This window comes from Conchiformibius kuhniae DSM 17694 (assembly GCF_000428785.1).
GTDB classification, from domain to species: Bacteria; Pseudomonadota; Gammaproteobacteria; order Burkholderiales; family Neisseriaceae; genus Conchiformibius; species Conchiformibius kuhniae.
In genome coordinates this window covers 44,890-56,250 of sequence record NZ_KE386801.1, presented here as the reverse complement: position 1 = coordinate 56,250, position 11,361 = coordinate 44,890, and the positions used below count along the sequence as shown (strand labels likewise).

Here is an 11,361-nt window from a genome sequence, read left to right as displayed (position 1 = left end):
CTAGGGCGTGTCATCATTTAAATTTTTATACTGAAAATTCAGTGCAATATAAAAAAATCCGTCATTCCCGCGAATGCGGGAATCCACCTCCCGATGCTTGGCAAGCCGTGTTTTATCAAGGTTTCTCGTGCTTCAACTTGGATTTCTGCCTGCGCGGGCATGACGGTACGGCGTTTTTTCGGCTAATTGATGACACCCCCTAGATAAGGAAAAACCATGTTTCAACCCACAGGGCTGCACATAAAAAACAGCCCCATGCCTTGCCCCGATTCGGACGGGGGTTTACCGCGCCCGAATAAAAAAACCATTTTACCGCCGTAAATGGCGGATTTTCCAACTGAAAAGGAAGCCCGATGAAAACCAAGCAACGTTCCCGTTCCGCCGCCGTCCTGACACTGGGCGCGGCACTCCTTTCCGCCGCCGCTTCCGCCGCGCCCGTACCGTTTTTTCCCGGCTTGGGACGCTCCGGCGGCGCCACCAGCCACGGCGACACCCTCTCCTCCGACACCAGCTACCGGCGCGGGCCGCAAGGCGGCGGCAAACTGCAACTGATTTCGCTTTCCGCCGCCTGCCCGAACCTGATGGTGCTGTCGGACGGCAAAGTGGCCGCCATGTGCGTGGACTACATCACCCGCAAGCCCAAGCTCACCCTGTTTGACCAAGACGGCAAAAAACTAGCGCAAACCATGCTCAGCTCGGCCAGCCTGCTCGGCAGCGTGTATGCCTATGCGGACGAAAAAGACAATATTGTTTATGTGGACGCAAACCACAATCTGAATTTCGTGCATATCGTGCGTAACGGCAATAGCTGGGCGTTGAAAGAAAATTCCTTTACCGCCATTCATTTGGGGCGTGCGGTGGTGGCGCATTGCGGCGGCGGAACGTGCGACAGCGTGGTCGCGCTCAATCCGGGCAGCAGTGCGGACGATGTGTGGTTTGTTACCCAAAACGCCGTTGTCGGCGTGGCCAACCGCAAAACCAGAAAAGTCATCTACACCAAATTAAGCAATTACGAAACCGTTGCCAACTCCTTCTCCACCGCTTCGGGCGACCGCACCAGCATCGCCACCAACCACAATCTGTATATGCTGGCGAAAGAAAACGGCAAAATCGTGGTGAAATGGAAGCAAAAATACGACCGTGGCACCGCCCGCAAACCCGGCCAGTTAAGCTGGGGTACGGGCGCAACGCCGACCTTTTTCGGCACCAATGCCGGCAACGACGAATTCGTTACCATCACCGACAACGCCCAACGCATGAACCTGCTGGTGTACCGCAGCGACAACGGTCAGCAGGTGTGCAAAGTGCCTTTGTTCGGCAGCGACAATTCGGGCACGGAAGATTCGTCCGTTGCCATCGGCCGCGCCATCGTGGTCAATTCCACCTACGGCTATCCCTATCCCAAATATCCCAAAGGCGCGGGCAAATCCGTTCCCGAAAAAGCGCCGTTTGTCGGCGGCATGACCCGCGTGGACGTGAAACCGGACGGCAAAGGCTGCGTAACCAAATGGACGAACAACGTGCGTTCCGCCGCCCTGCCCAAACTCTCCACCGCAGACGGGCTGCTGTACACCGTGGAGCGCACCGGCCCTTCGCAAAACGCGGGCGCTTTGGACACCTACAAATTCGTTACCGTGGATTGGAACACGGGGCAAAAACGCTCATCGGTGCATTTCAGCTTCGGGCTGCTGTCCGACCCCCTGCAAACGGCGGGCAATTTCGGCTTTGACCGCAGCTACTGGCAAGGCACGATGAACGGAATTATCCGCGTCAAGCCCTAAGTCGTGTCATCATTTAAATTTTTCTACTGAAAATCAGTGAAATATAAAAATCCCGTCATTCCCGCGCAGGCAGGAATGACGGTGCAAAGGTTTTTCGGTCAATTGATGACACACCCCAACACCACTTTCACCAAAAACAACAAGCCGTTATGTCTTAACACAACGGCTTGCTCTCTGTTTTTGTCAAACTTTCTTATCCGCGCCTTGTTGCTCCAATAGAGCCACCAGCTTTTTCAAAGCCGCCAACTCATTTTTCACCGCTTGCAATTCATTGTTTTTATATTCAATCACCTCATCTTTGTGCGCCAAAACCAATTTCAGCCTGTCCAATTCCGCATAACCTTCCGTTGCCGCATAATGCGTATGATGGCAAGCATTTGCACCCATATAATTGTAATCACAACGTTCGTTCATAAAAAAGACCACGCCTTTATCGGTGGTCATCAACTCCAGCACATCAACCTTAAACACTTCGGCGATTTGGGTCAGCTTGTCCAAATGCAGCTTGGTTTCGCCGCGTTCGATTTTGGCATAGCCGTTGGGCGACATATTCAGCCTTTTTGCCATTTCCTCTTGCGACCAACGGTTGATTTCGCGCATCAGGCGGATTTTGTCGTGTACGCTCATCGGCTTCTCCACAATTCGGGTTGGTTTGCCCCACAAACTCGGCAGCAAAAACACACGGTTTGTTGGTGGTACGGTTAAACGGGGCAATTTAAAATATTTAATGAACCGTGTGCGGCACGGATTCTAACAGGTTTCCCCTGCCCCAAACAAATTTTTATCCACCACCCAAAGGATTCAAGCATGAAAAAATTAATGTGCATCACCGCCGTATTGTTACTGTCTGCCTGTGCGGGCGACGGCGCGGGTACGACCAAAACACCTGACGGCGATAAAATCGACCTTTCCGGCAGCCCGCTTGGCTTGGTCGAAACCGATACCATCAACGGCACGCTGACCGGCTACAACCAAAACCATTCGTTCTACGGCATTTGGGAAGACAAAAGTTCCGACCAATACCAATTGCGCTATCAAGGCAAAGAAGCCTATGACGTTCCCACGTCCGGCACAGCCGTGTATCGCGGCAACGCCATGCGCGTAAACAGCTTGACGGGCGAACTGGTAACGGACGGCAAAAGCCGTTTGAACATCGATTTTGGCAACCGTACCGTTCACGGCGAAATCACCATGCCCGGACTGCAACGCGACATCACCCTGCACAAAGGCAATTTGCACGGCAAAGAATATTCGGGCAACGCCAGCGTGTTGGGCAACAACGGCGGACATTACGAAGGGCAATTGTTCGGCAAGGGCGCAAAAGAAACCGCAGGCACGGTGGAGTTTAAAAACAACCCTGCTTTGGACACGGTATTTGGCGGCGTGAGATACTGATATGCTCAAACACATCAACCAATCCGCATGGATTTTGGCACTGGCATCGGGTTTGACGGCATGCGTGGTTGCCCACGCACCATCGGTTTCGTCCAGCGTTATTGAAACAGACGAACAAAAAGGCTCGCTTATCGGCATCAATGCCAAATACTGTTTTCAAGACTGCGATACGCTGATGCTGGATAAAGTGAAAGAAGTGTGCGCGGCGGGCTACACCATTCAAAGCCGCGAAATAACACAAGCATTGAGGTCTGGAAACATGGTCGTACGCTGCCGTCCGCCCGCCAAAGCCCAGCCGCAGCAAGGTTCGACATTACAGCCAATCCATTAAAAAATCCTTTCCGTTCAAACAACGCCGTTTGTTCAGCCAAACGGCGTTTTGCCCACATTTGCACCGTCAAAATCCCCCAAATCCCGCCAAACTGTCTGAAAAACAAAACACTCCGCCACACATCGCCGCCACGCCGTAGCCCCCCGTCCGCAAACATGGTATGATTCGCGCCTTTGACACGACACATTTCATTTTATTATTTAAAATCATAAGGAAAGCAAACATGACCCAATTAACCGAACAAGATTTGCAAAACTGGGACGGCCCCGAAGACGATTACATGAACGACGCACAACTGGCGTTTTTCCGCAATCTGCTCAACAAAATGCAAGATGATTTGATTGAACGCGCCGCCGAAACCACCAGCAGCATGCAAGACCACGAAGCCGCTCCCGACCCCGCCGACCGCGCCTCCCAAGAAGAAGAATACGCACTCGAGCTGCGTACCCGCGACCGCGAACGCAAACTGTTGGCAAAAATCCAATCGTCTTTGCGCGACATCGACGAGGGCGAATACGGCTTTTGCAAAGATACCGGCGAACCCATCGGGCTCAAACGCCTGCTCGCCCGCCCCACCGCCACCTTGTCGGTAGAAGCGCAGGAACGCCGCGAACGCCTGAAAAAACAATTTGCCGATTAAGCCAATGGGCGTGAATCATTACGAAAACTTTCCGGTCGGCTCGCTGGTGCTGCCGCGCCGTTTGCGCCGCCCCGTCCACGCCGTGTACGCCTTCGCCCGCACCGCAGACGACATCGCCGATGAAGGCGATGCGCCCGCCGCACAACGTTTGGCGGCACTGGACGCGCTGCGCGGCGAATTGGCGAAAATGGCGGCGGGACAAACGCCCGCCACCGCACTGATGCGCCGTTTGCAAAACGAAGCCATTGTGCCGTTTGCGCTGCCGCTTGCGCCGTTTGAAGACCTGCTCAGCGCGTTTTCGCAAGACGTGGTGAAAACCCGTTATCAAGATTTCGGCGAACTGGCAGATTACGCCCGCCGCTCCGCCAACCCCGTCGGCAGGCTGATGCTGCACCTGTACGGCGAACACGACCCGCGCAGCCTCGCCCAAAGCGACGGCATCTGCACCGCGCTGCAACTGATTAACTTCTGGCAAGATGTCGCAATAGATTGGCAAAAAGGACGGGTGTACCTGCCGCAAAGCGATTTGCAACGCTTCGGCGTGGACGAAGCACAAATCGCCGCAGGACGCGCCGATGCCGCATTTCAAAAACTGATGACCCACCAATGCGAACGCGCCTTCAAAATGCTCCAAGCGGGCGCACCGCTCGGGCGCACGCTCAAAGGGCGCATCGGCTACGAATTGCGCCTGATTGTCTTGGGCGGGCAGGCCGTTTTGCAAAAGCTCGACGCCGTGCGCTACGACGTATTCCGCCACCGCCCCGTGCTGGACAAACGCGATTGGCTGAAGCTGGCGTGGCGGGCGTGGCGATAAAAAAATCATTTCAATTTTATCATCAAGATAAATTTATGCTATAATCCTGTTCCCAATCACAACTTTTCAGGAGCAGACGATGGCAGAATCCAAAAACAAAGCCCCTGCCCATTTGGGTACGTTCAATTCGGACGGCAATTTCCGTCCGCACGGCGAACACGCCCAAGCCGATACCCGCATCGACAAGTTTACTTTTTTCGGCGTATTGGTGATTTTATTGGGCGTTACCCTGCCTTTGGTGGCGTTTCCGCAACAGGGCGCGGACTGGGTGGCGTTGGCAAAAGCATTTGTTACCGACAATTTCGGCGTGGCGTATTTGGCTTTCGGCGTGTTGTCGGTATTGTTTGTGGTGTACATCGCCGCTTCCGACATCGGCAACATCAAGCTGGGCAAGCCCGAAGACGCGGTGGAGTTTCAAACCGGCTCTTGGGCGGCGATGATGTTTTGCGGGGGCATCGGCGCGAGCATTCTGTATTGGGGCATTGTCGAATGGATGTATTACTACCAGTCGCCCCCGTTCGGCGTGGAAGCCAAATCGCCCGATGCGGTGCGCTGGGCAAGCACCTACGGCATGTTCCACTGGGGGCCTGTGGCGTGGGCGATTTACCTCGTACCCGCTTCGGCAATCGCCTATTTTGCCCATGTGCGCAATTCGCCCGTATTGAAAGTCAGCCAAACGCTGATGCCCCTGCTGGGGGAAAAACTTGCCAAAAGCCGTTGGGGCAAAACCATCGATATTTTCTTTGTGTTCGGCATGATTGGCGGCGGGGCGACCACTTTGGGTTTGGCATCGCCGATGATTGGTCAGGGTTTGCAGGAGCTTGCGGGCATACCCAACCATTTGTGGACGCAGTTGGGCGTGCTGCTGGTTACAACGATGATTTTTGCCTACAGCGCGTATCAGGGTTTGCGTAGCGGCATTCAGTTTTTGTCCAACATCAATTTTTACTTGTCCATTGCGTTTTTGCTGTTTGTGCTGCTGGCAGGCCCGACCGTGTTTATTCTGAATGTGGGCTTGGAAAGCATGGGGCGTGCCGCCACCCATATGGTCAGCATGATGACGTGGATGGAATCGTTCGGGCAGTTTGAACAACACGGTTTCCGACACACCAATTTTCCGCGTGATTGGACGGTGTTTTATTGGGCGTGGTGGCTGGTGTTCGCGCCGACCATCGGTTTGTTCATCGCCAAGATTTCCAAAGGGCGCACCATCCGCCAAATGGTGGTGGGGTCGATGTTTTTCGGCTCGCTCGGTTGTGCGGTGTTTTTCATCGTGTTGGGCAATTACGGTTTGTGGCTGCAGTTGTCGGGCAATTTGGACGTGGTGTCGGTGCTGAACGAGGGCGGGGCGACGGCGGCGATTTTTGCGGTGCTCAAAACGTTGCCCATGCCCAAGCTGGTGATGGCGGTGTTTGTGTTGTTGTCGGTGATTTTTACGGCAACGACTTTCGACAGCATTTCTTATATTCTGGCTTCGGTGGTGCAGCATGAGGTGGAAGACGAGCCGCACCGTTGGAACCGTTTGTTTTGGGCGTTTGCTTTGTGCTTTATGCCTGCGGTGCTGATGTTTTTGGGCGGTTTGTCCACGCTGCAGACGGCGTCGATTTTTGCGGGTGCGCCTTTGCTGGTGATTATGTCGCTGATGATGTTGTCGCTGATTAAGGCGGCGAAATACGATTTGCATTACCAGCCCGATTATTCGCTGAAAACGATTTATATTGAGGAGTTGCCCGACAATTCGCCTTGGGAACACGGGGAAACTTCGGAAGCGCCCGAAGGCTCGGTGTTGGCGCAGCAGGCGGAGTTTGAGGCGATGCGCCAGCAAAATCAGGCAGACGGGGAGGGTGAGGCGCCGTCCGCTCCACCCAAAGCGGATTAGGTATTTATCATTTTAATGAATCAAAGTGTGCCACCGTTGTTTCCGCATGGGCGGGGCGGTGGCGCGTTGTTTTCTCTTTAATGAATGTTGTGGTTTGATTATGTCGCTTTCCCATATTCAAGGCTTGGCTGCCGACACGGTGTCGGCGGTGGCGCAGGGGCGCAATTTGTCTGACGAATTGGCGTTGCTGTACGCGCAACACGCCGGTTTGCCGGCGCAGGACAGGGGCATGCTGCACGATTTGGCACACGGGGTGCAGCGTTTTTACGGCAGTTTGGATTTTATGTTGGCGCGTTTGCTTGCCAAATCGCCGCCGCCACGCGTGCGGGCGCTGCTGCTGGTGGCGATGTATCAGTTGCAGCACACGCGCAATGCGCCGCATGCGGTGGTCAATGAGGCGGTGCGCCACATCGGGCGCATCGGTAAGGGGCGTTACCGTGCTTTGGGCAATGCGGTGCTGCGCCGTTTCCAACGGGAAATGCCCGCGCTGCTTGCGGCGTGTGCGGACGATGATGTGGCGCGTTACAATCTGCCCGTGTGGTGGCTGGGGCGTTTGCGCCGCGATTATCCCGATGCTTGGCGGCAGATTGCCGATGATTGTTCGGCACATCCGCCGTTTACGCTGCGGGTCAATCCGCGCCGCAGCAGTGTTGCCGCTTATTTGGCGGAATTGGCGGCAGACGGCATCGCCGCCACGCCTTTGGGCGGCGCGGCGGTGATGTTGGCACACGCCCTGCCCGTTCACAAATTGGGCGGTTTTGCCGAAGGGCGCGTGTCGGTGCAGGACTTTGGCGCACAACGCGCCGCCGTGCTGCTCGCCCCGCAAGACGGCGAACGCATTTTGGACGCTTGCGCCGCACCGGGCGGCAAAAGCGGACATCTGCTCGAGCTTGCCGACTGCCGCCTGACCGCGCTGGACATCAGCCCGCAGCGTTTGGCACGGGTTGCCGACAATCTGCAACGGCTCGGCTTGACGGCACAACTGCATTGCGCCGATGCCGCCAATCTGCCCGCATGGCACGACGGCGTGCCGTTTGACGCGGTGCTTGCTGACATTCCCTGCACCGCTTCCGGCACGATACGGCGCAACCCCGACGTACGCTGGCTGCGCCGTCCCGACGACGCCGCCAAAACCGCCGCCCAACAAATTCCCCTGCTCGATGCCCTGTGGCACACCGTCCGTCCGGGCGGGCGCATGCTGCTGGCAACCTGCTCCCTGTTCCGCGAAGAAAACCAAGACCAGTGCCGCAACTTTCTCGCCCGCCACCCCGATGCCGTGCTGCAACACGAAAGCATTCTGCCCCCCGATACCCGTCAAGACGGCTTTTACTACGCCCTGCTGCACAAAAGTGTTGCGTAAACCCCACCGATTCCGCCCCCGAATGCCGTCAAACCGTGCATCGGGGGCGGAATTGTTTTACCCTACGCTTTGTGCGCGGAATGTGTCGGACACACTTTCGCCGCACGATTTCACTGCATTAAATGTTGTTCAAGCGGCTTTCATGCCCCCATGCCCCGCACCAAAATATTAAAAAATTTTACGCATTTTCCCACAAACAGCCGGCACACCGAACCTGTACAGTTGTAACCGTTGTATCGGAACGCCGCCCCATGCCCGCACAATACGACAACAATGACCCATCTTGCCCACCTGCTCCAACGGCTGCTGCTGCCCGCCCTGCTGCTGTGCATCGCCTGCAGCGCCTGCACCGCCGCCCGTGCCGCCAACGGCGAAACCATCACCGCCGTCCGCCGCGACGCCCACATTCTGCCCAACGGACAACTTGCCATCAGCACCCGTTTTCACACCGAGCTGCCCGGCCAACTGCAAAACGCCCTGCAACAAGGCGTGCCTTTGGATTTCGACCTGAGCTACCGCTTGGAAAAACCGCGCCTGACCGCCTACCGCTATAAGCTTGCCAAATTCGTCGGCAGCGACAGCGAAAACAATACCGTGCGCTACCGCCTTGCCTTCCAACCGATTACCAAACGCTACCGCCTCAGTGCCGACACCTTCTCCAACGAATACGAACAATTGGACAGCGCACTGAACGGCATCGGCGCGATTGCCGGCTGGCAAGTGCTGCAACCGGGCGCACTCACCGACACCCCCGTCAAAGACATACGCGTCAAAGTACGCCTGAAACTAAGCACCGCACAGCTTCCCAAGCCGTTTCAAATCAACGCACTTACCAAAGGCAACTGGCAACTGGACTCCGACTGGCAACGGCTGCACATCCACCGTTGAAGCCACATCGGGCGCGACTTTCGCCCGAGCTTGCCGTAAAATAGGGTTGATGTGGTTTATTTCTCAAATCAGGCAAACCGACGCCACATAAAAATTACAGCACACCAACCATAATGCCCTTCAGTGGCGTTTTATTTTCCATTCAAGGTATCCGAACCCTATGCAGCGTTTTTTCATCTATGCGGGCATCACGGCATTTCTTTCCCTGTATGCGCTGACCTTCCTCACCGGCAGCAACCACGAATATTCGGTGGTATTTTGGGCGGCTTTTGTGATGTGCGCGGTTTTAACTCTGATTTTGTTGGGCATTATTTTCAAATACATCGTCCGAATCGTCCGCAACCAACACCGCCACATTTTCGGCTCGCAAATCGCCCGCAAGCTCTCCGCCATGTTTGCCACCATCACACTGGTGCCGATGCTGTGCATGTTTGCCGTGTCGATGTCGATGATTCAACGGCACATCGATTCTTGGTTTACCCCGCACGCAAGCAACGCTTTGGACAGCAGTGTCGAGCTGGGCAAACGCGCCATCGCCCATTCGGTGGAAAAAAGCTTGGCACAGGCAGGCACGGTGCGTAACGGCATCGCCGCCGCGCTGGCACAGGAACACGACATCGACCCCGCCCTGCTCACCAAACAGGCACAGGCATTCGAGCAATTGGCTGTGGTGAACCTGAACACCATGCGCCCGCTCAAGCAAACCGATTCGCACCTGCCCGCCCCGCCGCCGCTCGATGCCACCACCCTCACCCACATCAACAGGGGCGGCACGGCACACGACACCGAACACATCAACCACCGCCTGTACGCGCACGGCTGGCTGAAGCTGCCCGACATCAACGGCGAAGCACACGCACTGTTTTTCCGCCAAACCATTCCCGAAAGCATCGCCGCACCCGTTGCCAACATCGAAAAAGCCTATGCCGACCACGCCGCCGTCCTGTTTGCCCACGACGGCATGAAGCTGATGTTCGGCACCACTTTGCTGATTTCCTCGCTGATGGCATTGCTGTTTGCCATTGCCGCAGGGCTGTATTTCGCCCAGCGTTTCATCGAGCCGATTCTGCATCTGGCGGCGGCTGCCAAAGCCGTTTCACGCGGCGATTTCCAACAACGCCTCAACACCGGACGCAAAGACGAATTCGGGCGTTTGGCAAACCTGTTCAACCACATGAGCGAAAAATTGGCATTTGCCCAAGCCGCCGATGCCGAGCACCGCCGCGCTTTGGAAGCCTCGCACCACTACCTCGAGCGCGTTTTGGAAAGCCTGAGCTCGGGCGTGATTACCCTAGACAGCAAAGACAGATTGAAAACCTACAACCGCAGTGCCGAAATGATTCTGGATTTGCCTTTGGACAAGCTGGTCGGACGCGACAGCCGCGAATGGGTACGGCAATCGGCACAACACACCGTGTTGGCGGAAACCGTCCGCGTCCTGCTTGCCGCCGAACCAACGGGCGAAGCCGTCGAGCTTGCCTACGCCGGTGCCGATGAAACCCGCACCCTGCTGGGCAAAGCCGTGCGCCTGCCCGCCGAAAACGGCAACGGCACGGTGCTGATTTTTGACAATATTACAACACTTGTTCTGGCACAAAAAGAAGCCGCTTGGGGCGAAGTTGCCAAACGTTTGGCGCACGAAATCCGCAATCCGCTCACCCCGATTCAGCTTTCCGCCGAACGGCTGGCACACAGACTGCGCGACAAACTCGATAACAAAGATGAACAATTCTTAACAAAATCAACCAATACCATCATCAAACAAGTTGCCGCGCTCAAAGAGATGGTCGAAGCCTTCCGCAACTACGCCCGCGCCCCCTCGCTGAAGCTGCACGAGCTGGAGCTGAACCAACTGGTGTCGGAAGTGCTGGTGCTGTACGAAAGCAGCTCTTGCACCTTTACGTCCGAATTGAGTAATATACCCTTGTGGTTAAAAGCAGACACCACCGCCATGCGCCAAGTGCTGCACAACCTGCTGAAAAACGCTTCCGAAGCCGCCGAAGCCGACCCCAAACCGCACGTGTGCATCCGCACCCATGCCGACAACGAAGGTCGCGCCTGCCTGAGCATCACCAACAACGGCAAAAGCTTCAGCAATGCCATGCTGCAAACCGCCTTCGAGCCCTACACCACCGACAAAGCATCGGGCACGGGCTTGGGCTTGTCGGTGGTCAAACGCATTGTCGAAGACCATCACGGCAGCATTACGCTCGCCAACGGCGAAAACGGCGGGGCGTGCGTACACCTCAAATTCACTATGGAAAACCCCTAAT

The 11,361-nt window shown here is 55.9% G+C and carries 11 protein-coding genes; 10 read left to right on the top strand and 1 reads right to left on the bottom strand.

Annotated elements, in window-relative coordinates; genetic code table 11:
* Nucleotides 1–203, top strand: a 203-nt coding sequence (locus G392_RS14130) for a hypothetical protein (protein WP_211224377.1), incomplete at its 5' end; no start/stop codon positions are given.
* Nucleotides 204–353: 150 nt separating this feature from the next.
* Nucleotides 354–1,781: a hypothetical protein gene (locus tag G392_RS0111565; RefSeq protein WP_027010338.1), complete on the top strand. Its 1,428-nt coding sequence runs from the start codon at nucleotides 354–356 to the stop codon at nucleotides 1,779–1,781.
* Nucleotides 1,782–1,964: 183 nt separating this feature from the next.
* On the opposite strand, the gene G392_RS0111560 is transcribed toward G392_RS0111565, so the two are convergent.
* Nucleotides 1,965–2,408 carry a helix-turn-helix domain-containing protein gene (locus G392_RS0111560; RefSeq protein ID WP_027010337.1) on the bottom strand — a complete coding sequence of 148 codons (444 nt, stop codon included), beginning with the start codon at nucleotides 2,406–2,408 and terminating at the stop codon, nucleotides 1,965–1,967.
* A 180-nt stretch (nucleotides 2,409–2,588) separates the two neighbouring features.
* Here G392_RS0111560 and G392_RS0111555 point away from each other — a divergent pair, with 180 nt between their 5' ends.
* The 8 genes from G392_RS0111555 (at nucleotide 2,589) to G392_RS0111520 (ending at nucleotide 11,360) form a co-directional block, all read left to right on the top strand.
* On the top strand, nucleotides 2,589–3,176 hold the full coding sequence (locus tag G392_RS0111555) for a Slam-dependent surface lipoprotein (protein ID WP_027010336.1): 588 nt from the start codon (nucleotides 2,589–2,591) through the stop codon (nucleotides 3,174–3,176).
* A 1-nt stretch (nucleotide 3,177) separates the two neighbouring features.
* Nucleotides 3,178–3,507, top strand: coding sequence for a hypothetical protein (locus tag G392_RS0111550; RefSeq protein ID WP_027010335.1), 330 nt, complete (start codon nucleotides 3,178–3,180; stop codon nucleotides 3,505–3,507).
* A gap of 223 nt (nucleotides 3,508–3,730) precedes the next feature.
* A complete protein-coding gene (gene dksA / locus G392_RS0111545; protein WP_027010334.1) occupies nucleotides 3,731–4,147 on the top strand; it encodes an RNA polymerase-binding protein DksA in 417 nt (138 codons plus the stop codon).
* A gap of 4 nt (nucleotides 4,148–4,151) precedes the next feature.
* Nucleotides 4,152–4,961, top strand: coding sequence for a squalene synthase HpnC (gene hpnC / locus G392_RS0111540; protein ID WP_027010333.1), 810 nt, complete (start codon nucleotides 4,152–4,154; stop codon nucleotides 4,959–4,961).
* Nucleotides 4,962–5,040: 79 nt separating this feature from the next.
* A complete protein-coding gene (locus G392_RS0111535; RefSeq protein WP_027010332.1) occupies nucleotides 5,041–6,840 on the top strand; it encodes a BCCT family transporter in 1,800 nt (599 codons plus the stop codon).
* Nucleotides 6,841–6,940: 100 nt separating this feature from the next.
* Entirely contained in the window at nucleotides 6,941–8,200 is a 1,260-nt protein-coding gene (gene rsmB, locus G392_RS0111530) for a 16S rRNA (cytosine(967)-C(5))-methyltransferase RsmB (protein WP_027010331.1), read from the top strand.
* A 273-nt stretch (nucleotides 8,201–8,473) separates the two neighbouring features.
* Nucleotides 8,474–9,088, top strand: coding sequence for a DUF4390 domain-containing protein (locus G392_RS0111525; RefSeq protein ID WP_027010330.1), 615 nt, complete (start codon nucleotides 8,474–8,476; stop codon nucleotides 9,086–9,088).
* A gap of 160 nt (nucleotides 9,089–9,248) precedes the next feature.
* The gene (locus G392_RS0111520; protein WP_027010329.1) at nucleotides 9,249–11,360 is read left to right on the top strand and encodes a sensor histidine kinase; all 2,112 of its coding nucleotides are present in this window, start codon (nucleotides 9,249–9,251) and stop codon (nucleotides 11,358–11,360) included.
* Nucleotide 11,361 lies beyond the last annotated feature (1 nt).

Excerpts from the sequence above, each read along its gene's own strand:
- G392_RS0111565 (WP_027010338.1), top strand. The coding sequence starts at position 354 with ATGAAAACCAAGCAACGTTCCCGTTCCGCCGCCGTCCTGACACTGGGC.
- G392_RS0111560 (WP_027010337.1), bottom strand. The coding sequence starts at position 2,408 with ATGAGCGTACACGACAAAATCCGCCTGATGCGCGAAATCAACCGTTGG.
- G392_RS0111555 (WP_027010336.1), top strand. The coding sequence starts at position 2,589 with ATGAAAAAATTAATGTGCATCACCGCCGTATTGTTACTGTCTGCCTGT.
- G392_RS0111550 (WP_027010335.1), top strand. The coding sequence starts at position 3,178 with ATGCTCAAACACATCAACCAATCCGCATGGATTTTGGCACTGGCATCG.
- dksA (WP_027010334.1), top strand. The coding sequence starts at position 3,731 with ATGACCCAATTAACCGAACAAGATTTGCAAAACTGGGACGGCCCCGAA.
- hpnC (WP_027010333.1), top strand. The coding sequence starts at position 4,152 with ATGGGCGTGAATCATTACGAAAACTTTCCGGTCGGCTCGCTGGTGCTG.
- G392_RS0111535 (WP_027010332.1), top strand. The coding sequence starts at position 5,041 with ATGGCAGAATCCAAAAACAAAGCCCCTGCCCATTTGGGTACGTTCAAT.
- rsmB (WP_027010331.1), top strand. The coding sequence starts at position 6,941 with ATGTCGCTTTCCCATATTCAAGGCTTGGCTGCCGACACGGTGTCGGCG.
- G392_RS0111525 (WP_027010330.1), top strand. The coding sequence starts at position 8,474 with ATGACCCATCTTGCCCACCTGCTCCAACGGCTGCTGCTGCCCGCCCTG.
- G392_RS0111520 (WP_027010329.1), top strand. The coding sequence starts at position 9,249 with ATGCAGCGTTTTTTCATCTATGCGGGCATCACGGCATTTCTTTCCCTG.